Raw genomic sequence first — 26,060 nt, 5'->3', positions numbered from 1 at the left:
TCCCCCCTTCAGGTAATTAATCGTTCAGATACTTGAGTGCAGTTAATGCAGATTTAAGAATACGTGCACGCAATTCATCTCTTAGCGGCAATTGAAAAGCTAACGTTGTTCGATCAATACTTGCCAATATCAGCTTTGCTTCACGTGCTGTAATCAGCTCCTCCTCTAAAAGCCGATCTAAAATATCTATAGCAGCACGCTGCGGAATCGAATCACCGATTAAATAAATAATCTCATCAATCAATTCCGATTTATCCTGATGCCGTATGCGCATAATACGAATATAGCCGCCACCGCCGCGTTTACTTTCTACGATATACCCTTTCTCAATGGTAAAACGCGTATTAATAACATAATTTATTTGAGAAGGTACACATTGAAACTGATCTGCAATTTCACTCCTTTTAATCTCAATCGCTTGTTGTTCTTCTGACTGTAATACTTTTTTCAAATATTGTTCAATGATATCTGAAATGTTACTCATCCTTCGCACCTCAAATCAAATAATTTATTTGATAAATTATTCCTTTTGACTTTGACTAACTTTGACTATGGTTTTATTATAATAAGAAATTGCCACAGTTGCAAATGGATGATATTTCTATTTTGGACAAACAGGCCAAAAATCAAAACATAATTATAAAAATCTATGAAAATATTTATGTTTTAATTTCGCTTTGTTATATTAACCACTCCCGGAAGCTTCGATATTTCATCAAATAAATAAATTAACTTATTGTCCTTTTTCATATTTGTCCATATATGAATTCTGCGCCTGTTACCTTCTAACAGCTTTATCTCAACCTGTTTTATCGTAAAACCGTTCTTTTCCACTGATTTTACAGCTTCATGTATTTCAAATTCCTCTGAAGCAATCAATTCAATAAAATTACTGGTTGCAAACCGAGGGAAAAAATGCTCCATCCGGTTAAAAAATATTAAACTGATAAGGATAATAAGTGTCGTTACAATAGCAACACTATACATGCCGGCTCCAATCACTAATCCTATTCCTGCTACAGCCCATATAGAAGCAGCTGTTGTTAATCCTTTGATGGTTCCTCCATATACAATAATGGTACCAGCTCCAAGAAAACCAATACCGCTAATTACATAAGAGGGGATACGAGCAGGGTCAAATTGAATGTTGTCGTATTGATTCATAAATGTAATAAAACCAAAAATCGATAAAATCATCATCAAACAAGAGCCTACTCCTACCAGTATATGCGTACGAAACCCAGCTGAATGATTATTAATTTCTCTCTCAAAACCAATTAAACCGGATAACAACAAAGCAATAAACAAACGTAACACAATAACTCCGAAATCATCATCAATAAATTGTTCTAATTCCATTCCCTGCACCCCCTTATTGTTTTATATATTTTACAGTTTATTTATATGTATAGGCTATCATTTCATTTTATAAATTGAAAATTTATTCAGCGGGGGTTTTCCGTGCCACCTATCATGAAAATTAATTTTAAACTGTCTAAATAGAAGTATTCATTGTAATAAGTGTATTTTTACTTTAGCAGTAAATTGATTTACCTTCCAGAAATAAATACCAAAGAAAGGATATTTGAGGCTAAACAAGCAAAAAACCATTAGACGAACAGTGCCAGCAGTGATACCATGTACAACCACAATCTTACGTCTAATATTTCAAATCAAAAACGTAAAAACGTTGTTTAAAATGCACGTCATAATGAAACATTTTTTGACTCTATACTAAATGTGGCACGTCCTCTCGTTTTCAATCATAGATAGAGTGAAGACAAAAGAATACACGCCATTTGCCATCGAGTTATTTAGGAATAAAAGATGTCCATATGCAGGCACACGGAATCAGAGAAGGAAGTCATTTCGTTGCGGGGTTATTCACAAAACGGCGTATGCAGAAATATCCATTCTGTCGAGGAAAAAACAAACGGACGGATGGCTATCGCTGGCAAAGCATTCATTCAAGGATCCGTCTTTACGACAAAGAAGATTCTATTTCCTGGCAGAAAAGACATAACATTTATATATTTTGTCATCGTACCTTTTATGAACAGATTCAGATGACATAAAACGGCATTTCCTCTAAAAAAATATGCAAAAAAAGAGCTAAGCATGATGCTTAACTCTTTTTCGATATGCCTGGCAACGTCCTACTCTCGCAGGGGGAAGCCCCCAACTACCATTGGCGCTGAAGAACTTAACTTCTGTGTTCGGCATGGGAACAGGTGTGACCTCTTCGCTCTCGCCACCAGACAACAAAATATGTAACTTGAAGATGTTTCCTGAAAAACAAGGACAAGTTATATTATATGCATTTTAGAATAAAAATGCAACACTTTTTTTCAAGAATTTGCACCCTGAAAACTAAATAAGAGTAACGTGACATGAAAAAACTTAGATAAGTCCTCAATCGATTAGTATCCGTCAGCTGCACGTGTCGCCACGCTTCCACCTCGGACCTATCAACCTCATCGTCTCTGAGGGATTTTACTCACTTAAAGTGATGGGAAGTTTCATCTTGAGGGGGGCTTCATGCTTAGATGCTTTCAGCACTTATCCTTACCACACGTAGCTACCCAGCAATGCTCCTGGCGGAACAACTGGTACACCAGCGGTGTGTCCATCCCGGTCCTCTCGTACTAAGGACAGCTCCTCTCAAACTTCCAACGCCCACGACGGATAGGGACCGAACTGTCTCACGACGTTCTGAACCCAGCTCGCGTACCGCTTTAATGGGCGAACAGCCCAACCCTTGGGACCGACTACAGCCCCAGGATGCGATGAGCCGACATCGAGGTGCCAAACCTCCCCGTCGATGTGAACTCTTGGGGGAGATAAGCCTGTTATCCCCGGGGTAGCTTTTATCCGTTGAGCGATGGCCCTTCCATGCGGAACCACCGGATCACTAAGCCCGACTTTCGTCCCTGCTCGACTTGTAGGTCTCGCAGTCAAGCTCCCTTCTGCCTTTACACTCTTCGAATGATTTCCAACCATTCTGAGGGAACCTTTGGGCGCCTCCGTTACCTTTTAGGAGGCGACCGCCCCAGTCAAACTGCCCGCCTGACACTGTCTCCGAACCGGATCACGGTCCTGGGTTAGAATGGTCATACAGTTAGGGTGGTATCCCACGGATGCCTCCACGTAAGCTGGCGCTCACGCTTCAAAGGCTCCCACCTATCCTGTACAAACTGCACAAACATTCCATATCAGGCTACAGTAAAGCTCCACGGGGTCTTTCCGTCCTGTCGCGGGTAATGCGCATCTTCACGCATAGTATAATTTCACCGGGTCTCTCGTTGAGACAGTGCCCAAGTCGTTGCACCTTTCGTGCGGGTCGGAACTTACCCGACAAGGAATTTCGCTACCTTAGGACCGTTATAGTTACGGCCGCCGTTTACTGGGGCTTCGGTTCAAAGCTTCGCTCCGAAGAGCTAACTCTTCCCCTTAACCTTCCAGCACCGGGCAGGTGTCAGCCCCTATACTTCGCCTTTCGGCTTCGCAGAGACCTGTGTTTTTGCTAAACAGTCGCTTGGGCCTATTCACTGCGGCTCACTCACAAGTGAGCACCCCTTCTCCCGAAGTTACGGGGTCATTTTGCCGAGTTCCTTAACGAGAGTTCTCCCGCTCACCTTAGGATTCTCTCCTCGCCTACCTGTGTCGGTTTGCGGTACGGGCACCTATGATCTAACTAGAGGCTTTTCTTGGCAGTGTGAAATCAGGAACTTCGGTACTCTATTTCCCTCCCCGTCACAGCTCAGAATCATGTCAGACGGATTTGCCTGTCTGACTTCCTCGCATGCTTGGACGCACATCCATCGGTGCGCACTCCTTATCCTCCTGCGTCCCCCCATTGCTCAAACAATCATGAGGTGGTACAGGAATATCAACCTGTTGTCCATCGCCTACGCCTGTCGGCCTCGGCTTAGGTCCCGACTAACCCTGAGAGGACGAGCCTTCCTCAGGAAACCTTAGGCATTCGGTGAAAGAGATTCTCACTCTTTTTTCGCTACTCATACCGGCATTCTCACTTCAAAGCGCTCCACCAGTCCTCACGGTCTGACTTCGCAGCACTTTGAACGCTCTCCTACCATTGTTCGTAAGAACAATCCGCAGCTTCGGTGATACGTTTAGCCCCGGTACATTTTCGGCGCAGCGTCACTCGACCAGTGAGCTATTACGCACTCTTTCAATGATGGCTGCTTCTAAGCCAACATCCTGGTTGTCTGTGCAACGCCACATCCTTTTCCACTTAACGTATACTTTGGGACCTTAGCTGGCGGTCTGGGCTGTTTCCCTTTCGACTATGAACCTTATCACCCATAGTCTGACTCCCAAGTGTAAGTAACTGGCATTCGGAGTTTGACTGAATTCGGTAACCCGGTAGGGGCCCCTAGTCCAATCAGTGCTCTACCTCCAGTACTCTCTATCTTGAGGCTAGCCCTAAAGCTATTTCGGAGAGAACCAGCTATCTCTGTGTTCGATTGGAATTTCACCGCTACCCACACCTCATCCCCGCATTTTTCAACATACGTGGGTTCGGGCCTCCAGTCAGTGTTACCTGACCTTCACCCTGGACATGGGTAGATCACACAGTTTCGGGTCTACGACCGCATACTCATTCGCCCTGTTCAGACTCGCTTTCGCTACGGCTCCGTGTCTTCCACTTAACCTTGCATACGATCGTAACTCGCCGGTCCATTCTACAAAAGGTACGCCGTCACCCATTAACGGGCTTCGACTACTTGTAGGCACACGGTTTCAGGTTCTATTTCACTCCCCTCCCGGGGTGCTTTTCACCTTTCCCTCACGGTACTGGTTCACTATCGGTCACTAGGGAGTATTTAGCCTTGGGAGATGGTCCTCCCGGATTCCGACGGAATTCCACGTGTTCCGCCGTACTCAGGATACACTCCGGAGGAAATTCTTTTTCGATTACAGGGCTGTTACCCTCTTTGGCTGACCTTTCCAGGTCGATTCATCTAAAGAATTTCTTTGTCACTCCAATGGAATGTCCTACAACCCCAAGAAGCAAGCTTCTTGGTTTGGGCTCTTTCCGTTTCGCTCGCCGCTACTCAGGAAATCGATGTTTCTTTCTCTTCCTCCAGGTACTGAGATGTTTCAGTTCCCCGGGTCTGCCTCACCTATCCTATGTATTCAGATAGATGTACTGTTCCATTACGAACAGTGGGTTCCCCCATTCGGAAATCCTCGGATATAACGTTTACTTACAACTCCCCGAGGCATATCGGTGTTAGTCCCGTCCTTCATCGGCTCCTAGTGCCAAGGCATCCACCGTGCGCCCTTATTCACTTAACTAAAGTTTTTGAATAAGATGGCTGATTACAGAATGTAATCAGTTGTGTCGCTATATCAATAGCTTTTTTGCCTTATTTTTAAAGTTTGATGTCGTTGTTACTCTTATTTAGTTTTCAAGGTACAAGCTTCCTTTGAGAGAATTGCTCTCTCAAAACTGAACCAAACAACCACGTACGAATTCCGTTATATATCCTTAGAAAGGAGGTGATCCAGCCGCACCTTCCGATACGGCTACCTTGTTACGACTTCACCCCAATCATTCGTCCCACCTTCGGCGGCTGGCTCCAAAAGGTTACCTCACCGACTTCGGGTGTTACGAACTCTCGTGGTGTGACGGGCGGTGTGTACAAGACCCGGGAACGTATTCACCGCGGCATGCTGATCCGCGATTACTAGCGATTCCGGCTTCATGCAGGCGAGTTGCAGCCTGCAATCCGAACTGAGAACGGTTTTATGGGATTTGCTGGACCTCGCGGGTTCGCTTCCCTTTGTTCCGTCCATTGTAGCACGTGTGTAGCCCAGGTCATAAGGGGCATGATGATTTGACGTCATCCCCACCTTCCTCCGGTTTGTCACCGGCAGTCACCTTAGAGTGCCCAACTGAATGCTGGCAACTAAGATTAAGGGTTGCGCTCGTTGCGGGACTTAACCCAACATCTCACGACACGAGCTGACGACAACCATGCACCACCTGTCACTTTGTCCCCGAAGGGAAAACTCTATCTCTAGAGTGGTCAAAGGATGTCAAGACCTGGTAAGGTTCTTCGCGTTGCTTCGAATTAAACCACATGCTCCACCGCTTGTGCGGGTCCCCGTCAATTCTTTTGAGTTTCAGCCTTGCGGCCGTACTCCCCAGGCGGAGTGCTTAATGCGTTAACTTCAGCACTAAGGGGCGGAAACCCCCTAACACCTAGCACTCATCGTTTACGGCGTGGACTACCAGGGTATCTAATCCTGTTCGCTCCCCACGCTTTCGCTCCTCAGCGTCAGTTACAGACCAGAGAGTCGCCTTCGCCACTGGTGTTCCTCCACATCTCTACGCATTTCACCGCTACACGTGGAATTCCACTCTCCTCTTCTGCACTCAAGTCCTCCAGTTTCCAATGCACGTTTGCGGTTGAGCCGCAAGATTTCACATCAGACTTAAAGAACCGCCTGCGAGCGCTTTACGCCCAATAATTCCGGACAACGCTTGCCACCTACGTATTACCGCGGCTGCTGGCACGTAGTTAGCCGTGGCTTTCTGGTCAGGTACCGTCAAGGTACGATCAGTTACTATCATACTTGTTCTTCCCTGACAACAGAGTTTTACGATCCGAAAACCTTCATCACTCACGCGGCGTTGCTCCGTCAGACTTTCGTCCATTGCGGAAGATTCCCTACTGCTGCCTCCCGTAGGAGTCTGGGCCGTGTCTCAGTCCCAGTGTGGCCGATCACCCTCTCAGGTCGGCTACGCATCGTCGCCTTGGTGAGCCGTTACCTCACCAACTAGCTAATGCGCCGCAGGCCCATCTGTAAGTGACAGCAAAAGCCGCCTTTCAACTTTCCATCAGGTGATAGAAAGTGTTATCCGGTATTAGCTCGCGTTTCCGCGAGTTATCCCAGTCTTACAGGCAGGTTGCCTACGTGTTACTCACCCGTCCGCCGCTCGTTCCACGAACTTCCCTCCGAAGAGTTCCGTTCGCTTCCCGCGCTCGACTTGCATGTATTAGGCACGCCGCCAGCGTTCGTCCTGAGCCAAGATCAAACTCTCCATAAAAGTGTTTGAAACTTTAGCTTTCAGAAGTCAACTTCTGACTTATTTTTCAAGAAAAACGAGGTGTTTTTCTTCTTTCGTACTGGTTGTTTTGTTCAGTTTTCAAAGAGCAATTTGTTTCTGTCGTTTTTAGCGACAAGATATAATTTACCATGTTTGTAAATCATTGTCAACAACTTTTTTAATAAATTGTTGAGTGGAGCCTAGCGGGATCGAACCGCTGACCTCCTGCGTGCAAGGCAGGCGCTCTCCCAGCTGAGCTAAGGCCCCATAGATAAATTCAGTTATATTTAATGGTCGGGAAGACAGGATTCGAACCTGCGACCCCTTGGTCCCAAACCAAGTGCTCTACCAAGCTGAGCTACTTCCCGATGGCGCGCCTGAGAGGAGTCGAACCCCTAACCTCTTGATCCGTAGTCAAACGCTCTATCCAATTGAGCTACAGGCGCTTATGGTGCCGAGGACCGGAATCGAACCGGTACGGTAATCACTTACCGCAGGATTTTAAGTCCTGTGCGTCTGCCAGTTCCGCCACCCCGGCAATATTTTGGAGCGGAAGACGGGATTCGAACCCGCGACCCCCACCTTGGCAAGGTGGTGTTCTACCACTGAACTACTTCCGCATATTGCTTTTTAAATTGAAAATAGTGGTGCGGGTGGAGGGACTTGAACCCCCACGCCCGAAGGCACTAGATCCTAAGTCTAGCGCGTCTGCCAATTCCGCCACACCCGCAAATGGTGAGCCATGAAGGATTCGAACCTTCGACCCTCTGATTAAAAGTCAGATGCTCTACCGACTGAGCTAATGGCTCCTACAAAAAGGAAAATGGTGCCGGCCAGAGGACTTGAACCCCCAACCTACTGATTACAAGTCAGTTGCTCTACCAGTTGAGCTAGGCCGGCATAATGGTGGAGGATGCAGGGCTCGAACCTGCGACCCCCTGCTTGTAAGGCAGGTGCTCTCCCAGCTGAGCTAATCCTCCGGATTGATAAAGCCTGGCAACGTCCTACTCTCGCAGGGGGAAGCCCCCAACTACCATTGGCGCTGAAGAACTTAACTTCTGTGTTCGGCATGGGAACAGGTGTGACCTCTTCGCTCTCGCCACCAGACAACAAAATATGTAACTTGAAGATGTTTCCTGAAAAACAAGGACAAGTTATATTATATGCATTTTAGAATAAAAATGCAACACTTTTTTTCAAGAATTTGCACCCTGAAAACTAAATAAGAGTAACGTGACATGAAAAAACTTAGATAAGTCCTCAATCGATTAGTATCCGTCAGCTGCACGTGTCGCCACGCTTCCACCTCGGACCTATCAACCTCATCGTCTCTGAGGGATTTTACTCACTTAAAGTGATGGGAAGTTTCATCTTGAGGGGGGCTTCATGCTTAGATGCTTTCAGCACTTATCCTTACCACACGTAGCTACCCAGCAATGCTCCTGGCGGAACAACTGGTACACCAGCGGTGTGTCCATCCCGGTCCTCTCGTACTAAGGACAGCTCCTCTCAAACTTCCAACGCCCACGACGGATAGGGACCGAACTGTCTCACGACGTTCTGAACCCAGCTCGCGTACCGCTTTAATGGGCGAACAGCCCAACCCTTGGGACCGACTACAGCCCCAGGATGCGATGAGCCGACATCGAGGTGCCAAACCTCCCCGTCGATGTGAACTCTTGGGGGAGATAAGCCTGTTATCCCCGGGGTAGCTTTTATCCGTTGAGCGATGGCCCTTCCATGCGGAACCACCGGATCACTAAGCCCGACTTTCGTCCCTGCTCGACTTGTAGGTCTCGCAGTCAAGCTCCCTTCTGCCTTTACACTCTTCGAATGATTTCCAACCATTCTGAGGGAACCTTTGGGCGCCTCCGTTACCTTTTAGGAGGCGACCGCCCCAGTCAAACTGCCCGCCTGACACTGTCTCCGAACCGGATTACGGTCCTGGGTTAGAATGGTCATACAGTTAGGGTGGTATCCCACGGATGCCTCCACGTAAGCTGGCGCTCACGCTTCAAAGGCTCCCACCTATCCTGTACAAACTGCACAAACATTCCATATCAGGCTACAGTAAAGCTCCACGGGGTCTTTCCGTCCTGTCGCGGGTAATGCGCATCTTCACGCATAGTATAATTTCACCGGGTCTCTCGTTGAGACAGTGCCCAAGTCGTTGCACCTTTCGTGCGGGTCGGAACTTACCCGACAAGGAATTTCGCTACCTTAGGACCGTTATAGTTACGGCCGCCGTTTACTGGGGCTTCGGTTCAAAGCTTCGCTCCGAAGAGCTAACTCTTCCCCTTAACCTTCCAGCACCGGGCAGGTGTCAGCCCCTATACTTCGCCTTTCGGCTTCGCAGAGACCTGTGTTTTTGCTAAACAGTCGCTTGGGCCTATTCACTGCGGCTCACTCACAAGTGAGCACCCCTTCTCCCGAAGTTACGGGGTCATTTTGCCGAGTTCCTTAACGAGAGTTCTCCCGCTCACCTTAGGATTCTCTCCTCGCCTACCTGTGTCGGTTTGCGGTACGGGCACCTATGATCTAACTAGAGGCTTTTCTTGGCAGTGTGAAATCAGGAACTTCGGTACTCTATTTCCCTCCCCGTCACAGCTCAGAATCATGTCAGACGGATTTGCCTGTCTGACTTCCTCGCATGCTTGGACGCACATCCATCGGTGCGCACTCCTTATCCTCCTGCGTCCCCCCATTGCTCAAACAATCATGAGGTGGTACAGGAATATCAACCTGTTGTCCATCGCCTACGCCTGTCGGCCTCGGCTTAGGTCCCGACTAACCCTGAGAGGACGAGCCTTCCTCAGGAAACCTTAGGCATTCGGTGAAAGAGATTCTCACTCTTTTTTCGCTACTCATACCGGCATTCTCACTTCAAAGCGCTCCACCAGTCCTCACGGTCTGACTTCGCAGCACTTTGAACGCTCTCCTACCATTGTTCGTAAGAACAATCCGCAGCTTCGGTGATACGTTTAGCCCCGGTACATTTTCGGCGCAGCGTCACTCGACCAGTGAGCTATTACGCACTCTTTCAATGATGGCTGCTTCTAAGCCAACATCCTGGTTGTCTGTGCAACGCCACATCCTTTTCCACTTAACGTATACTTTGGGACCTTAGCTGGCGGTCTGGGCTGTTTCCCTTTCGACTATGAACCTTATCACCCATAGTCTGACTCCCAAGTGTAAGTAACTGGCATTCGGAGTTTGACTGAATTCGGTAACCCGGTAGGGGCCCCTAGTCCAATCAGTGCTCTACCTCCAGTACTCTCTATCTTGAGGCTAGCCCTAAAGCTATTTCGGAGAGAACCAGCTATCTCTGTGTTCGATTGGAATTTCACCGCTACCCACACCTCATCCCCGCATTTTTCAACATACGTGGGTTCGGGCCTCCAGTCAGTGTTACCTGACCTTCACCCTGGACATGGGTAGATCACACAGTTTCGGGTCTACGACCGCATACTCATTCGCCCTGTTCAGACTCGCTTTCGCTACGGCTCCGTGTCTTCCACTTAACCTTGCATACGATCGTAACTCGCCGGTCCATTCTACAAAAGGTACGCCGTCACCCATTAACGGGCTTCGACTACTTGTAGGCACACGGTTTCAGGTTCTATTTCACTCCCCTCCCGGGGTGCTTTTCACCTTTCCCTCACGGTACTGGTTCACTATCGGTCACTAGGGAGTATTTAGCCTTGGGAGATGGTCCTCCCGGATTCCGACGGAATTCCACGTGTTCCGCCGTACTCAGGATACACTCCGGAGGAAATTCTTTTTCGATTACAGGGCTGTTACCCTCTTTGGCTGACCTTTCCAGGTCGATTCATCTAAAGAATTTCTTTGTCACTCCAATGGAATGTCCTACAACCCCAAGAAGCAAGCTTCTTGGTTTGGGCTCTTTCCGTTTCGCTCGCCGCTACTCAGGAAATCGATGTTTCTTTCTCTTCCTCCAGGTACTGAGATGTTTCAGTTCCCCGGGTCTGCCTCACCTATCCTATGTATTCAGATAGATGTACTGTTCCATTACGAACAGTGGGTTCCCCCATTCGGAAATCCTCGGATATAACGTTTACTTACAACTCCCCGAGGCATATCGGTGTTAGTCCCGTCCTTCATCGGCTCCTAGTGCCAAGGCATCCACCGTGCGCCCTTATTCACTTAACTAAAGTTTTTGAATAAGATGGCTGATTACAGAATGTAATCAGTTGTGTCGCTATATCAATAGCTTTTTTGCCTTATTTTTAAAGTTTGATGTCGTTGTTACTCTTATTTAGTTTTCAAGGTACAAGCTTCCTTTGAGAGAATTGCTCTCTCAAAACTGAACCAAACAACCACGTACGAATTCCGTTATATATCCTTAGAAAGGAGGTGATCCAGCCGCACCTTCCGATACGGCTACCTTGTTACGACTTCACCCCAATCATTCGTCCCACCTTCGGCGGCTGGCTCCAAAAGGTTACCTCACCGACTTCGGGTGTTACGAACTCTCGTGGTGTGACGGGCGGTGTGTACAAGACCCGGGAACGTATTCACCGCGGCATGCTGATCCGCGATTACTAGCGATTCCGGCTTCATGCAGGCGAGTTGCAGCCTGCAATCCGAACTGAGAACGGTTTTATGGGATTTGCTGGACCTCGCGGGTTCGCTTCCCTTTGTTCCGTCCATTGTAGCACGTGTGTAGCCCAGGTCATAAGGGGCATGATGATTTGACGTCATCCCCACCTTCCTCCGGTTTGTCACCGGCAGTCACCTTAGAGTGCCCAACTGAATGCTGGCAACTAAGATTAAGGGTTGCGCTCGTTGCGGGACTTAACCCAACATCTCACGACACGAGCTGACGACAACCATGCACCACCTGTCACTTTGTCCCCGAAGGGAAAACTCTATCTCTAGAGTGGTCAAAGGATGTCAAGACCTGGTAAGGTTCTTCGCGTTGCTTCGAATTAAACCACATGCTCCACCGCTTGTGCGGGTCCCCGTCAATTCTTTTGAGTTTCAGCCTTGCGGCCGTACTCCCCAGGCGGAGTGCTTAATGCGTTAACTTCAGCACTAAGGGGCGGAAACCCCCTAACACCTAGCACTCATCGTTTACGGCGTGGACTACCAGGGTATCTAATCCTGTTCGCTCCCCACGCTTTCGCTCCTCAGCGTCAGTTACAGACCAGAGAGTCGCCTTCGCCACTGGTGTTCCTCCACATCTCTACGCATTTCACCGCTACACGTGGAATTCCACTCTCCTCTTCTGCACTCAAGTCCTCCAGTTTCCAATGCACGTTTGCGGTTGAGCCGCAAGATTTCACATCAGACTTAAAGAACCGCCTGCGAGCGCTTTACGCCCAATAATTCCGGACAACGCTTGCCACCTACGTATTACCGCGGCTGCTGGCACGTAGTTAGCCGTGGCTTTCTGGTCAGGTACCGTCAAGGTACGATCAGTTACTATCATACTTGTTCTTCCCTGACAACAGAGTTTTACGATCCGAAAACCTTCATCACTCACGCGGCGTTGCTCCGTCAGACTTTCGTCCATTGCGGAAGATTCCCTACTGCTGCCTCCCGTAGGAGTCTGGGCCGTGTCTCAGTCCCAGTGTGGCCGATCACCCTCTCAGGTCGGCTACGCATCGTCGCCTTGGTGAGCCGTTACCTCACCAACTAGCTAATGCGCCGCAGGCCCATCTGTAAGTGACAGCAAAAGCCGCCTTTCAACTTTCCATCAGGTGATAGAAAGTGTTATCCGGTATTAGCTCGCGTTTCCGCGAGTTATCCCAGTCTTACAGGCAGGTTGCCTACGTGTTACTCACCCGTCCGCCGCTCGTTCCACGAACTTCCCTCCGAAGAGTTCCGTTCGCTTCCCGCGCTCGACTTGCATGTATTAGGCACGCCGCCAGCGTTCGTCCTGAGCCAAGATCAAACTCTCCATAAAAGTGTTTGAAACTTTAGCTTTCAGAAGTCAACTTCTGACTTATTTTTCAAGAAAAACGAGGTGTTTTTCTTCTTTCGTACTGGTTGTTTTGTTCAGTTTTCAAAGAGCAATTTGTTTGTCGCTGTTTCAAATTGGCGACTTTATTAATTTATCACATCTGCAATTCATTGTCAACAACTTTTTAAAATTTATTTTGTTGTTAATCTGTTGAATCGTTTGTGTGATGCGCATTGCGTTATGCAACGATAATAAATTTATCATGATTCCAAACCGAAAGCAAGTCTTTTTTTAAATAAAATAGTACAAGTTAAATATTTCTATAATTCATTTTATTGGAGCAGCTTTAAAACCCCTTGATAAATCACTATTCTCAAAGATTTTTGCCTCTTTCATCCCTTACGTATACATACAAAAGCACCGACAGAAGAGTAACCTTCCGGCGGTGCTTCTAACAATAACATAATGGTTAATTAACGATTTTTCATTTGCGGGAATAACAGTACGTCCCGAATAGAAGGCGAATTTGTTAACAGCATTACTAAACGGTCTACTCCAATTCCTAAACCGCCAGTTGGTGGCATACCATATTCTAATGCTTCTAAAAAGTCTTCATCCATATAATGTGCTTCATCGTTTCCTTGATCTCTTTCTTTTACTTGAGCTTCAAAACGCTGACGCTGATCAATCGGGTCATTCAGCTCACTAAAGGCATTAGCATGCTCTCTTCCTACAATAAATAACTCGAAACGATCTGTAAAACGTTCATCCTCTTTGTTCTTTTTAGCGAGAGGAGAAATTTCTACAGGATGTCCAAAAATAAACGTAGGTTGAATGAGTGTTTCCTCTACCTTTTGCTCGAAGAATTCATTTACAATATGTCCGAAAGTCATCGCATCTGTAATTTCTACGTTATATTCCTTTGCTAAAGCACGTGCTTCATCGTCCGATAAGTGCTGCCAGAAGTCTACACCTGTCTCTTGTTTAATCGCATCTACCATATGCAGTCTTGTCCATTTAGGCTCAAGGTTTACTTCCTCATCGCCATATTGAATCGTCGTTTTTCCATATACTTCTTTTGCAATATGTGCAATTAAGTTTTCCGTAAGGTCCATAATATCATGATAATCCGCATATGCTTCATAGAGTTCAATCATTGTAAATTCAGGGTTATGCCTTGTGGAAACTCCTTCGTTACGGAATACACGGCCTATCTCATATACTTTTTCTAATCCGCCGACAATAAGGCGTTTTAAATGTAGTTCGATTGCAATACGCATATATAATTCAGCATCCAGCGCATTATGATGCGTAATAAATGGACGCGCAGATGCTCCGCCCGGAATACTGTGCATCATCGGTGTTTCTACTTCTAAATAACCTTGAGCATTTAAATATTCACGCATGGATTGAATAATCTTACTGCGGGCTACAAACGTATCTCTGCTGTCCGGATTAGTGATTAAATCAAGATAACGCTGACGATAGCGCTGTTCAATATCTTTTAAGCCATGATATTTTTCTGGCAGCGGACGCAGTGATTTGGTTAATAGATGAAATTCTTTCGCTTTAACAGATAATTCTCCAACATTTGTTTTAAACATAACGCCTGTCACACCGACAATATCACCTAAGTCCGCTGATTTAAATACATCATATGCCTCTTCGCCAATTGCATCTTTACGGACATATAATTGAATTTGACCGCTTAAATCCTGAAGGTGAGCGAATCCTGCTTTCCCTTTTCCGCGCTTTGTCATTAAACGTCCTGCAATCGTTACTTCATCTGGAAGTTCCTCCAGCTCTTCTTTAGAATATTGATCATATTTTTCAACTAGATCATTTGTTAAATGCGTGCGTTCAAATTTTTCACCGAATGGATTCAATCCTTTTTCCATGTATTCTGTGAGTTTGTCACGTCTTACCTGCATATGTTCATTCAATTCTTCTGACACTTCTACCACTCCACTTCTTAATTAATTATGATATCTTCTAACCTTGTCATTAAAACAGTTATTGCTTTATCATCACGGAGAACCGCCCGTGAAACTCCCACGGAATGAAGTTTCGTTTTATATTTCTGTCTTCCAAAGTCTGACGTCCGCCTTATCCTTCTCTGGAAGTTCTTCTAAATAGGCTTCTACAGTCTTCTTTTGTACAGGTACAACAAAACCTGGAGCGATTTCTGCTAATGGAATTAATACAAAAGCCCGCTCATGCATGCGGGGATGCGGTATAATCAATCTTTCTACTGTACTATTTTCATAATTAAATGTCAAAATGTCAAGGTCAATCGTCCGCGGACCGAATCGGATATCACGTTTTCTGCCGAGTTCTTTTTCAATCTGCTGACAAACCTCAAGCAGCTCCATGGATGATAAACTTGTTTGAAGCGCTAATACCATATTTAAAAAATCTGCCTGGTCCTGGTATCCAACCGGAGCAGTTTCATATATCGAAGATTTTTTTTGGATAGAGATATATTCATTTGTCTCTAATAAGTCTAACGCTTGCGTCAGATGTTCTTCTCTCGGTTCAATATTTGTTCCGAGAGCAATAAATGCTTGATTCATTTCGTTCTCTCCCTATAAATTTCTACCGCTACCGATTCGTAGTAGCCCGGAATCGGCGGATCCGGCTTTGTTAAACGGATGGAACATGCCTCCAGTTGTTCAAAAGAAGTAAAGAGCTCATCTGCAATTGCTTCTGCCACCGCTTCAATCAAATGAAAACTTCCTCCCTCTACGACATGCTTTATTTTTTCATATGCTTCCCCATAGTGAATGGAGTCCTCCATCGCATCAGATTGTCCCGCCTTCTTTAAAGACAGGTACAGGTCAGCATCCACATAAAAACGCTGCCCCAATGTATTTTCTTCAGGTAACAGCCCGTGATATCCATAAAACTGCATTCGTTTTAGAATAATTTTGTCCATCCTTGTCCACCCTTCCTTTAAACATGCTCTTTCCTCTTCTATTCCTATCACCTATAGATTTGTATGATAAATCGCATCTGCTACTTTTGCCGCTTCCAGGTTCGCCTTTACATCATGTACACGAACAATACGTGCGCCTTTAGCAATTCCAATTACCGTCGTTGCTGCTGTCCCTATATCTCTTTGATTTGCAGGAACATCTAAAATATCACCAATAAATCTTTTACGGGAAGCTGCCAGAAGCAGCGGATAGCCAAGTGTACCCAGCTCTTGCAGTTCTTTGATTATATATTGATTCTGCTCCATTGTTTTTGCAAAGCCGATACCCGGGTCAAGAATAATCTGGTTATCTTCCACACCGGCTTTTTTAGCAATAGAAACACTTGCTTGTAAGTCTGCTTTCACATCCGAAATAAAGTCCCCATAATCCATATCCGTCCGATTGTGCATGAGAATAATGGGCACCTGATAACGGGCGGCAACCGCTGCAATTTCCGGTTCTTTTCTTGCTCCCCAAATATCATTTATCATAGAAGCGCCGGCTTTTACTGCTTCTTCTGCTACAGATGCTTTAAATGTATCCACGGATATAGGTATCTGCAAAGTACCTTTTAACGCTTCAATAACCGGGATAATACGCTCTGCTTCTTCTTCCGCACTGACAGGAGTATGGCCCGGCCTGGTGGATTCTCCGCCGATATCAATGATATCCGCTCCTTCTTTCTCCATTTTCTTCGCCGCGGCAGCCGCCTTTTCAATATCTGTATATCGTCCCCCGTCCGAGAAGGAATCCGGCGTCACATTTAATATCCCCATAATATGCGTCCGTTTATTTAAATCTAATTGAAACTCTTTTGCCTGCATCACTTGCATTATCCGCCCCTTCTCTGTTAAAAATATATCTATTCTACATCCTACCCTAAGAAGGTAAAGAACAAAAGTGGAAAGCGCTGGTTAAGAAAGATTAACGTAAAAAAGGAACCAGCTTCAATACAGCTGATTCCTTTTACATTCCGAGATTTATTTTTCGTCTTCAAATTGATACAGCGCTGTAGATAGGTAACGCTCTCCGTTATCAGGAAGGACGGCAAGAACCTTCTTTCCTTTTCCTAAGTCTTTCGCTACTTTTAATGCTGCAGCAACCGCTGCTCCAGAAGAAATTCCTCCCAGAATTCCATTTGTAGTAGCAACTTTACGCGCTGTTTCAAAGGATTCTTCATTTCCGATCGGAAGTACCTCATCATAAATTGATGTATCAAGCACTTCTGGTTTGAAGCCTGCGCCAATTCCCTGAATTTTATGAGGTCCAGGATTTCCACCTGAAAGCACCGGGGAATCCTTTGGCTCAACAGCATAAATTTTAATGCCGTCAAAATGCTCTCTCAGCACTTTTCCAGCACCAGTAATCGTTCCGCCGGTACCAATACCGGAAATAAAAGCATCTAATCCATCTGACATCTGCTCTACAATTTCTTTACCAGTTGTTTTTGCATGAATTTCAGGGTTAGCTGGATTATTAAATTGCTGTGGCATGAAATAGCCATTTTCCTCTTGTAATTCCTTCGCTTTGGCAATGGCACCCTTCATTCCTTCAGCTCCTGGAGTTAAAACTAACTTCGCTCCATACGCCTTCAATAAATTACGACGTTCTTGACTCATTGTATCCGGCATAACCAGAATTGCCTGATATCCTTTAGCAGTAGCAACCATTGCCAAACCAATCCCGGTATTTCCGCTGGTTGGTTCAATGATGGTATCACCTGGTTTTAATTCACCTGCATTCTCTGCAGCTTCTACCATCGCAGCTGCAATGCGGTCTTTCACCGAGCTTCCCGGATTCATAAATTCTAATTTAACATATACATCTGCACTATTTTCATCCGCTACATTATGAAGCTTTACAATCGGTGTTCCTCCAATTAAACCTGCAATATTATTAACGACTGTCATATAACTCCTCCTAATACCAAGTATTTTTATATGATTTATATATAATGTATTGCTTTCTTAAGAAAATGTCAATCCTAAATGCGAAAAAAACGCCTATTTTTCTAATCTAAAAGCAATATACGAATTTGTCGTCCGATTTTAGCTGCATCCAAAGCAGCTCGTCATGTTTCCATTTTTATCAATGTACCACCTATGATTGCTTAAGTTCTTCTAGCTCTTCTTCTGTAAAATGGTAGTGTTCATTACAAAAATGGCAGGTTGCTTCTGCTCCGTGATCTTCATCGATCATTAGCTGGATTTCTTCATTACCTAACCCAATGATAGCATTAGCAAGTCTCTCTTTCGAACATTTGCATTGAAATTCAATTGGCATTTTCTCCAATATATTTACATTTTCTTCGTCAAACAAGGTATATAGAATTTCTTCTGGTGTTTTTCCTTCCCGAATCAGCGTAGAAATAGCAGGGAAAGACTGAATACGGTCTTCCAGCCGTTCAATCACCGCTTCATCCGCTCCTGGCATTACTTGTACGATAAAACCGCCTGCCGCTAAAATACTCAAGTCCGGGTTAACCAGAACCCCTGCGCCTACCGCGGATGGCACCTGCTCAGAGGTTGCAAAATAATACGTGAAATCTTCGCTTATTTCTCCAGAAACAATCGGTGTTTCTCCTGTGAAATAGTCTTTCATCCCTAAATCCTTTATAACGCTAAGATTCCCCTCTGTCCCGACTGCTCTAGCCACATCCAGTTTTCCTTTATCATTTAAATCAAAATCGACATGCGGATTTGTAACATAGCCGCGGACATGACCTTTGCCATCTCCATCAGCAACAATAGCTCCAGTTGGTCCGTTTCCCATTACTTTTACGGTAACGGAGTCGTCCCCTTTTAACATTGCTCCCATCATTGCTGTTACCGTTATAGTACGGCCGAGTGCTGCAGAAGCTGTTGCCCATGTATCCTGTCTCCGGCGAGCTTCTTCCACTGTTTCTGTCGACGTAATAGCATATGCGCGGATCATGCCGTCATAGGTTGTCGCTTTAATTAAATAATCCTTCACCATCATCATTCCTCCGTTTATTGATAATACTTTTTATAAATAAGATACAGCCCATTCAACGTGAGATAGGGCTCGACAGCATCTATGGTTTCTGATTCATGTGCAATAAGTTTAGACAAACCACCCGTTGCGATAACCGTTGAGTTTGTCCCTTTTTCTTGTTGTATTCGTTTGACCAGCCCATCAATTTGACCAATGTACCCGTAAAATACACCAGATGTCATTGCCTCCACAGTAGAAGAACCAATCACACGCTGCGGTTTCTGAATCTCAATTTTTGGCAGCTTCGAAGCTCTTGTGTTCAGCGCCTCCATCGAAATATTTACGCCCGGGGTAATAATCCCGCCAGCATACCTTGCTTCTTCATCCACATAGCAGTAGGTTGTCGCTGTCCCAAAATCAATGATGATTAGCGGCGCTCCGTATTTTTCAATACCTGCTATAGCATTAACAATCCGGTCCGCCCCAACTTCAGACGGGTTTGGATAATTCATCTTAATTAGCTTATCATAAGAAGTTTTCCCGATAACCACAGGTTCTATATCAAAATAATCGCGGCTCATTTTTTCTAAAGCAAACATAATAGGCGGTACAACAGAAGAAATAATCACTCCAGTGATTTCCTTAAAATGAATCCCTTTATATTCAAATAAAGAATGGATAAGCATGCCAAATTCATCTTCTGTCTTATACCGATCGGTTTTTATCCGCCAGTGATGAATTAATTTATCATTATCAAAAACACCGAGAACTGTATTGGTATTCCCTACATCAAGAACAAATAACATCTGTCACCATACCTTCCTTTGTTTCTCTAAAATTTAATATAACATACTTCTTTTCAGGAAAAACCAAAAAAGCATCCGTCCAAAGAACAAAAAGAAGCAGCCTTTCTATTCCTTTGGCTGCTTCCTTTCTATATCTTTTCCAATCCTTTAGTTTTTACGATCGGAATCGGAGTCATCTTCCTTATTATCATCCGTGTGATCTGTTTCTTTTTCTTCAGAATTACCGCCCATAATCGGGTCGTTAATATAAGAGTCGGATTTCTTTTCCGCTTTTTCTTTTGCTTCTTCAAAAGAAAGACCTTTTTTATCCTCATCCTCTTTTTCTTCCTTCGAATGGATGCTTACCTTCACATCATCTGAATCCTCTTCCGGTTCAGGAAGCGTTCCATTTTCAAAAAGAGACTTGATTTGTTTCGCATCGAGTGTTTCTACTTCCAATAATGTTTTTGCAAGCAGTTCTAATTGCTCTCTATGCTCTGTAAGAATACGTTTTGCACGGTCATAACAGTAATTAATGAAATTCTGCATTTCCTTATCGATATCCTGAGCAATGGCATCCGAATAAGTCTGTTCATTTTGAATGTCTCGGCCAAGGAATACATTCCCGCCGCCGCCGCTGCTAAATTGAAGCGGACCAATCTTATCACTCATACCAAATTCGGTAATCATCTTATGCGCAATACCTGTTGCACGCTGGAAGTCATTCGAAGCACCTGTACTCACTTCGCCAAAAATGATTTCTTCCGCAACACGTCCGCCCAGTAAACCGGTGATTTTATCAAACAGCTCAGGTTTTGTCATGAAGTAACGGTCTTCCCTTGGAAGCATTACTGCATAACCGCCGGCTTGACCACGAGGGACGATGGTCACTTTGTGAACGACATCCGCGTCATCCAGAACCATCCCGATCACGGTATGACCGCTCTCATGATAGGCAACGATATTTCTTTCTTTTTCGGAAATAACTCTGCTTTTCTTCGCAGGACCTGCAATGACACGGTCGATAGCCTCATCGATATCTAACTGACCGATTTTCTTACGGTCGGCTCTTGCTGCAATCAAGGCTGCTTCATTGAGCAAGTTCTCTAAATCCGCACCTGAGAATCCTGGCGTACGCATAGCGATTGTTTTTAAATCAACGGTATCTTCTAACGGTTTATTTCTAGCGTGAACACCTAGAACCGCTTCACGGCCTTTAACATCTGGGCGGTCTACCATGATTTGTCTGTCAAAACGTCCTGGACGTAACAGCGCCGGGTCAAGAATATCGGCACGGTTTGTTGCAGCAATCATAATAATACCTTCGTTTGCTCCAAATCCGTCCATCTCAACCAATAGCTGGTTCAATGTTTGCTCACGTTCATCATGTCCGCCTCCAAGACCAGCTCCACGCTGACGGCCAACGGCATCAATCTCATCAATAAAGATGATACATGGTGCATTTTTCTTCGCGTTTTCAAATAAGTCACGAACACGGGATGCACCGACACCAACGAACATCTCTACGAAGTCTGAACCACTGATAGAGAAGAATGGCGTTCCGGCTTCACCGGCAACTGCTTTCGCTAATAATGTTTTACCTGTACCTGGAGGTCCGACAAGAAGTACACCTTTTGGAATACGTGCACCTACTTGTGAGAATTTGCGCGGATCTTTTAAGAATTCCACAACCTCGACAAGCTCTTGTTTCTCTTCATCGGCACCAGCGACATCTTTAAAGCGGACTTTTTTCTTATCTTCAGAGTACATTTTTGCCTTACTCTTACCGAAGTTCATTACACGGCCGCCGCCACCGCCGCCTTGCGCCTGGCTAAGGATGAATAGTAAGAATAGACCAATCAATAAGAATGGAATGATTCCAGTTAAGAATGTGAGCCAAGGACTAGGCTGCTCTTCCTCTTCCACCGTTAACTCACTTTGCTCGCTTGCACTATTTGTAATTTGTGTAACAAGTTCTTCATTATCCGGTACTTGAGCAACAAATTCCGTCTCATCGTCCATTAACGTACCCGTCAAACGGATGATACCATGTGACGGTTGAAAGGTCAGTTCCTTAATCTCACCATTATTTAAAGCATTCATAAATTGCTGTACATCATACTGCTCCTGATCTTCACTTGGATTATTAAATACTCCGATTACACCAATAATGATTATAAATAAGAGCATCCATACGAAGACCTTACGAAATATCTGATTCATTGCTTACCTCCTCCCAAATGGGGAAAAACTATAGTAAATCGTATCATAGTAAAATCGCTTTATACAAATAATTTAACCATTTTTGACGAATTATTTTTTTGGAATGTTCAAGAAGTCCGATAAATGTAAGTATACCCTTTGAACATCCGCATGTATGAAAGAAATTATTGCAAAAACCCGGATGATATCGTCCAAGATGATTTTTCAAATACATGCATTGCCGGCAAAGAAAAAAATCTATTTTTATGGGGGCTTTATTTTACAGCATGTCCCTTCTCAAGCGCGGCTTCTTCCTTTTCACTTTCTCCATCAGCCGCCATAAATTTCCGGCTTGAGGACACCGATATATGAAAGGTTTCGATATTTTTCTGCATAATCTAAACCGTAGCCGACAACAAATTCATCCGGAACTTCAAAACCAATTAAATCTGCTTTAATATCTGCTGTTCTTCCAGCCGGTTTATCAAGAAGTGTCACGATCTTGATGGAATTTGCTTTACGATATTTAAACAGGTCTACTAAGTAGTTCAATGTCAGTCCGCTGTCAATAATATCCTCAACAATAATTAAATCGCGGCCCTCTACTTTTGTATTCAAGTCCTTCAGGATTTTTACTTCTCCTGTGGAGGATGTGCCGCCGTCATAGCTGGATACATCCATAAAATCCATTTCTAAATGGATTTCTGTATGCCGAAGAATATCTGACATAAACGGCAATGCACCTTTTAACACGCCAATAGCCAAGGGAAATTTGCCCTCGTATTCTTCTGTTAATATTGCACCGAGCTCCTTGCATTTTTTTTGAATTTCTTCCTCGCTTACTAAGATTTTTTCAATCTCATTATGAATTGTTTCTTGCGCCATTTTTTCTCCTCCTAATCAGCGTCATGAGCTAATCTTCAGTTTTATATTCATTCCTTTACCATTTTGTGCAGTCTCCGCTTTTTTTAGACCGACGACCCAAAGGATCTTTCCCTTATCATCCACTATTATCGGCCAATTATCCCGCATATTTTGGGGTATCTTCGCATCTATAAAAATATCCTTCAGCTTTTTTGAACCATTTAGTCCTCTTACAGACATACGATCTCCCGCTTTTCTTACTCGGATATGTAGTGGTAATGAAATCGAATCTAGCGGAAAAACAAAAGTTGCTTCATCCTCTGCCGGGGCTTCTTTGATGATGGCAGCCTCGATCTTCGTGTCATCAGACAGCACCGTTTCACCTGGAACTGGCAATAAAGAGGGTTGAGCTGACTTTACGGATGGTTGTTGACCAAATTGCAGATAAATCTTCCCATATATATTTGTCACACGGAGCCTTAACGGAAAATCAATACTTGCGCTTCCATTTCGGCGTCTCAACAGGTCAAAAAAGTTTACTTCGTGGATATAAGATAGGTCTTTAGGCAAGGTTCCATATAGATAGTTTAATATTAGATGAAAGGCCCGTCTTTGTAAAGCCTGAGGAAGCTCTGAAAACGCTTCTGCCGCAAAACAAATTTCCCTTGTATCTTCCCGAAATTCCGCCACTTTTTCTACCATTTCCTTCGCCTGCTCCTGCAAGTAATGTTCGTCCTGGGCTAACGTTTCGCTGAGCGTCTGAATGGTGTCTGCGATACGCGGATTTTTCTCCTTCAGCAGCGGGACGACGTTTTTCCGATAATAATTTCTCGTATACGTATCATCCGCGTTCGTTTTATCCACCTGATAGCTCAATTGATACTTTTCCAAATAAGCAAGGATGTTATTCTTTGTCACCCCTAATAAAGGACGGATAATTTCACCGCCGGCAAAATCACGCCGCATAGGAATCCCTTTTAAAGCGTTCGAGGTCGCCATTCTTACCATACGCATAACCATCGTTTCAATTTGATCATCGGCGTGATGTCCAAGAGCAAGCAGATCAGCTTTTCTTTCATGCATCAACTCCAAGTAAACACCATAGCGTAATTCACGTGCAGCAACCTCTTCACTGACACCCTTTTCTTTTTGGTATTGTCTGACATCCACCATTCTTTCCACGCAGGGTATTCCCCATTCCTGACAAGTATCTTTCACAAATTGACAATCGTCTGCAGAATCTCCGTTACGCAGCTGATGATCTATGGTCACTGCTGTAAGGCTTAATTCCCATTTGGATGAAATGTTGTTCAAGAAATGTAATAGCGCAATCGAATCCGGTCCTCCTGAAACGCCGACAAGAACCGTTGCATGCTTTTGAATTAGGCGGTGCCTTCTGATAAATGCACACACTTCCTGCTCCATCTCATTCCTCCTCCATCCATCGGTTCTGGCTCCCTATACGGTTAGGATAAAATTAGAAAAAAACCGTATTTTAACTATACTTCTATCATACTCCTTTTTGAGGAACGGTTCAAAAGAGAGGATGCGAAAAAGTATATTTTCAGTCTATCTTTTTTCAGTTTAAGGCAATAACAAAGAAATAATCCAAAAAACAGAGGCCGCCAGAGAAATACTAAAGGATTCTTTCACAGGATATACTTTTTTTTGCTGCATTTTTTTTCGATATTGGCTGCGCTTGTGCTGTACCTGTTTTATCTTGCCCATTACATCTTTTTTCATTTCTGCTGCGGTAGAATACTTTCCTTTTAGTGCTTTCTTTAAAAATGGATGCAGGAGCTGCAGATCGCTGGCCCGATACAATTTTTTCTCAAGCAGCTTCTCAGAGGATTCCCCCGCTATCCGGCCAAAGCGTCTCGGATAATAGATATGGAGAAACACCATCGCAACCGCAAATAAATCATAGCTTGGCTCTGCCTTACGTGTTCCAAGCCCCCAATAACCGCGATCAAAAAACTCTGTATATTCTTTAATAGAACGCCCCATCCTTGTTGTGCCGCCCACATCAACCAGTCTAATTCTTGGCGGATTCGATTCCACAAGAATATTATCTGTTTTTAAATCGCCAAAGGTCCAGCCCGCCTGATGAAGCTGGTCTAAATCCTCTAACAGCTGAACCATCAATACGCCCAGCCACTTCTTGCCTCCCGCCTGAATAAACGCACCTAATGTCTGACCCTCCATATACTCCATCACATAAAAGGAATACACCCTGCCGCCTGGTGCTCTCCAATCATCGACATCCAATAAAGAAGGTCCAAGGCGATATCCTTGAACCTTTTTCAATGCTTTGAGCACATTGACTTCTACCGTTACAGCTGTATCCTGTTCGCTTATTTTCAAAGCAACAGGCCGTCCATGATGCATGCAGAGATACACAGCTCCAATTGCGCCCTCGCCAATTTTTCTCACAACGGTATAGGATTTTTGATGCCACTTCCCTGTTATCTTTTGCTGAGAGTGTAACCTAATAGCCGGTTTCTTCCATGTCGAATGGTTCTTCATCCGAATTCCTCCGTAGCTGCTTCTTGCTAAATTGGTACATTGCTGCCCGTAATGCCGGCCCAGTCGGGGTGATTCCTCCGCTTGTTAACTTTGGAAAAACCTTGGAAATCCCATCCAGCCTCGGCGACCAATCAAGCACAAGCTCAATATCGTTCCGTCTGCCCGGAAACCGGTAAATACAAAAGCGGTTTTTTCCAACTCGGGCATTCAAGCTCATAGATAAGTCAAACAACGCCTCCTTGACTGTTTCTAATTTATCACGCATGCTCGCACTGCTGTCGACTAGCACCACCACCTCTAAATCACTGGTTTCTCCTAAGTCCTCTACCACTTCCATGATTTCACCGCGTTTTTCCGGATCCAGCTCTTCCATTGACTGATCTTTTCCTAAAATGCTGCGCAACTCTTTATTGACAAATCCCTGTAATGTTTGTGTCATTGCCTGCCTCGTCACCATTTGCACCGTTTGAGATAAACGTTCACTATAAACAATTTGACTGACGCCGCCGCCAGATACAGCGATATCCTCCACTTCCTGAAGGCCCTCTGGCTGTTCCGTCTGATCATCGTCTAATATACCAATGACATTCACAGTGATTCCCTGTTGGTTTGCTAAACCGGCTACTGTTGCAGGGCTTTCGCCTTTATTGGAGCAGCCATCGGTTAATAGCAAAATTTGTTTTAATGTTCCTGCGTTCATTTCATGTATACCTCCTCATCTTCCATTACCATCATCACCAAATAAT

The 26,060-nt window shown here is 44.8% G+C and carries 14 protein-coding genes, 9 tRNA genes and 6 rRNA genes; all 29 read right to left on the bottom strand.

Going from position 1 to position 26,060, the window contains the following annotated elements; genetic code table 11:
* Window positions 1-16 precede the first annotated feature (16 nt).
* The 29 genes from MKX55_RS00520 to MKX55_RS00380 all read right to left on the bottom strand — a co-directional run bounded on the left by MKX55_RS00520 (window position 17) and on the right by MKX55_RS00380 (window position 26,014).
* The gene (locus MKX55_RS00520; protein ID WP_193064161.1) at window positions 17-484 is read right to left on the bottom strand and encodes a CtsR family transcriptional regulator; all 468 of its coding nucleotides are present in this window, start codon (window positions 482-484) and stop codon (window positions 17-19) included.
* Between the two features lie 182 nt (window positions 485-666).
* On the bottom strand, window positions 667-1,359 hold the full coding sequence (locus tag MKX55_RS00515; protein WP_339181352.1) for an MgtC/SapB family protein: 693 nt from the start codon (window positions 1,357-1,359) through the stop codon (window positions 667-669).
* Between the two features lie 784 nt (window positions 1,360-2,143).
* A 5S ribosomal RNA gene (gene rrf, locus MKX55_RS00510) occupies window positions 2,144-2,259 on the bottom strand.
* A 141-nt stretch (window positions 2,260-2,400) separates the two neighbouring features.
* Window positions 2,401-5,322: ribosomal RNA gene (locus MKX55_RS00505) — 23S ribosomal RNA — on the bottom strand.
* 197 nt (window positions 5,323-5,519) lie between these two features.
* Window positions 5,520-7,081: ribosomal RNA gene (locus MKX55_RS00500) — 16S ribosomal RNA — on the bottom strand.
* Window positions 7,082-7,275: 194 nt separating this feature from the next.
* Window positions 7,276-7,348, bottom strand: a tRNA-Ala gene (locus tag MKX55_RS00495).
* Window positions 7,349-7,372: 24 nt separating this feature from the next.
* Window positions 7,373-7,449, bottom strand: a tRNA-Pro gene (locus tag MKX55_RS00490).
* A 1-nt stretch (window position 7,450) separates the two neighbouring features.
* Window positions 7,451-7,527, bottom strand: a tRNA-Arg gene (locus tag MKX55_RS00485).
* A 3-nt stretch (window positions 7,528-7,530) separates the two neighbouring features.
* Window positions 7,531-7,619: transfer RNA gene (locus MKX55_RS00480), tRNA-Leu, on the bottom strand.
* A gap of 7 nt (window positions 7,620-7,626) precedes the next feature.
* A tRNA-Gly gene (locus tag MKX55_RS00475) sits at window positions 7,627-7,701 on the bottom strand.
* Between the two features lie 25 nt (window positions 7,702-7,726).
* Window positions 7,727-7,811 (bottom strand) — tRNA-Leu (locus MKX55_RS00470).
* A 3-nt stretch (window positions 7,812-7,814) separates the two neighbouring features.
* A tRNA-Lys gene (locus MKX55_RS00465) sits at window positions 7,815-7,890 on the bottom strand.
* A gap of 15 nt (window positions 7,891-7,905) precedes the next feature.
* A tRNA-Thr gene (locus tag MKX55_RS00460) sits at window positions 7,906-7,981 on the bottom strand.
* 4 nt (window positions 7,982-7,985) lie between these two features.
* Window positions 7,986-8,061 (bottom strand) — tRNA-Val (locus MKX55_RS00455).
* A gap of 11 nt (window positions 8,062-8,072) precedes the next feature.
* Window positions 8,073-8,188, bottom strand: a 5S ribosomal RNA gene (rrf, locus tag MKX55_RS00450).
* Window positions 8,189-8,329: 141 nt separating this feature from the next.
* A 23S ribosomal RNA gene (locus MKX55_RS00445) occupies window positions 8,330-11,251 on the bottom strand.
* Window positions 11,252-11,448: 197 nt separating this feature from the next.
* Window positions 11,449-13,010 (bottom strand): 16S ribosomal RNA (locus tag MKX55_RS00440).
* The 16S, 23S and 5S rRNA genes sit together here with 9 tRNA genes alongside, the layout of an rRNA operon.
* 470 nt (window positions 13,011-13,480) lie before the next feature.
* A complete protein-coding gene (gene lysS / locus MKX55_RS00435) occupies window positions 13,481-14,962 on the bottom strand; it encodes a lysine--tRNA ligase (RefSeq protein WP_339235336.1) in 1,482 nt (493 codons plus the stop codon).
* 117 nt (window positions 14,963-15,079) lie between these two features.
* On the bottom strand, window positions 15,080-15,580 hold the full coding sequence (gene folK, locus MKX55_RS00430; protein ID WP_339181347.1) for a 2-amino-4-hydroxy-6-hydroxymethyldihydropteridine diphosphokinase: 501 nt from the start codon (window positions 15,578-15,580) through the stop codon (window positions 15,080-15,082).
* Complete coding sequence (folB, locus tag MKX55_RS00425; RefSeq protein WP_339181345.1) at window positions 15,577-15,942, bottom strand: dihydroneopterin aldolase; 366 nt, start codon at window positions 15,940-15,942, stop codon at window positions 15,577-15,579. The genes folK and folB overlap by 4 nt, the downstream gene beginning before the upstream one ends.
* A 51-nt stretch (window positions 15,943-15,993) precedes the next feature.
* Window positions 15,994-16,815: a dihydropteroate synthase gene (gene folP, locus MKX55_RS00420; RefSeq protein WP_339235333.1), complete on the bottom strand. Its 822-nt coding sequence runs from the start codon at window positions 16,813-16,815 to the stop codon at window positions 15,994-15,996.
* 147 nt (window positions 16,816-16,962) lie between these two features.
* The gene (cysK, locus tag MKX55_RS00415) at window positions 16,963-17,892 is read right to left on the bottom strand and encodes a cysteine synthase A (protein WP_193065217.1); all 930 of its coding nucleotides are present in this window, start codon (window positions 17,890-17,892) and stop codon (window positions 16,963-16,965) included.
* Between the two features lie 190 nt (window positions 17,893-18,082).
* Window positions 18,083-18,955, bottom strand: coding sequence for an Hsp33 family molecular chaperone HslO (gene hslO, locus MKX55_RS00410; protein WP_042535596.1), 873 nt, complete (start codon window positions 18,953-18,955; stop codon window positions 18,083-18,085).
* 17 nt (window positions 18,956-18,972) lie between these two features.
* A complete protein-coding gene (locus MKX55_RS00405) occupies window positions 18,973-19,743 on the bottom strand; it encodes a type III pantothenate kinase (protein WP_289585121.1) in 771 nt (256 codons plus the stop codon).
* Between the two features lie 147 nt (window positions 19,744-19,890).
* Window positions 19,891-21,945, bottom strand: coding sequence for an ATP-dependent zinc metalloprotease FtsH (ftsH, locus tag MKX55_RS00400; RefSeq protein WP_289585120.1), 2,055 nt, complete (start codon window positions 21,943-21,945; stop codon window positions 19,891-19,893).
* Window positions 21,946-22,254: 309 nt separating this feature from the next.
* Complete coding sequence (hpt, locus tag MKX55_RS00395; RefSeq protein ID WP_042535598.1) at window positions 22,255-22,794, bottom strand: hypoxanthine phosphoribosyltransferase; 540 nt, start codon at window positions 22,792-22,794, stop codon at window positions 22,255-22,257.
* 36 nt (window positions 22,795-22,830) lie between these two features.
* A complete protein-coding gene (gene tilS / locus MKX55_RS00390; protein ID WP_339235332.1) occupies window positions 22,831-24,213 on the bottom strand; it encodes a tRNA lysidine(34) synthetase TilS in 1,383 nt (460 codons plus the stop codon).
* 159 nt (window positions 24,214-24,372) lie between these two features.
* Window positions 24,373-25,314, bottom strand: coding sequence for a protein kinase (locus tag MKX55_RS00385; protein ID WP_339235329.1), 942 nt, complete (start codon window positions 25,312-25,314; stop codon window positions 24,373-24,375).
* Window positions 25,277-26,014 carry a VWA domain-containing protein gene (locus MKX55_RS00380; protein ID WP_042528560.1) on the bottom strand — a complete coding sequence of 246 codons (738 nt, stop codon included), beginning with the start codon at window positions 26,012-26,014 and terminating at the stop codon, window positions 25,277-25,279. Before MKX55_RS00380 ends, MKX55_RS00385 begins: the two co-directional genes overlap by 38 nt.
* Window positions 26,015-26,060 lie beyond the last annotated feature (46 nt).

This window comes from Oceanobacillus sp. FSL W7-1281, from assembly GCF_037969835.1.
Lineage (GTDB): Bacteria > Bacillota > Bacilli > Bacillales > Amphibacillaceae > Oceanobacillus > Oceanobacillus oncorhynchi.
Note: the sequence above shows the minus strand (reverse complement) of the source record. Positions and strands in the feature narration are given on the sequence as shown.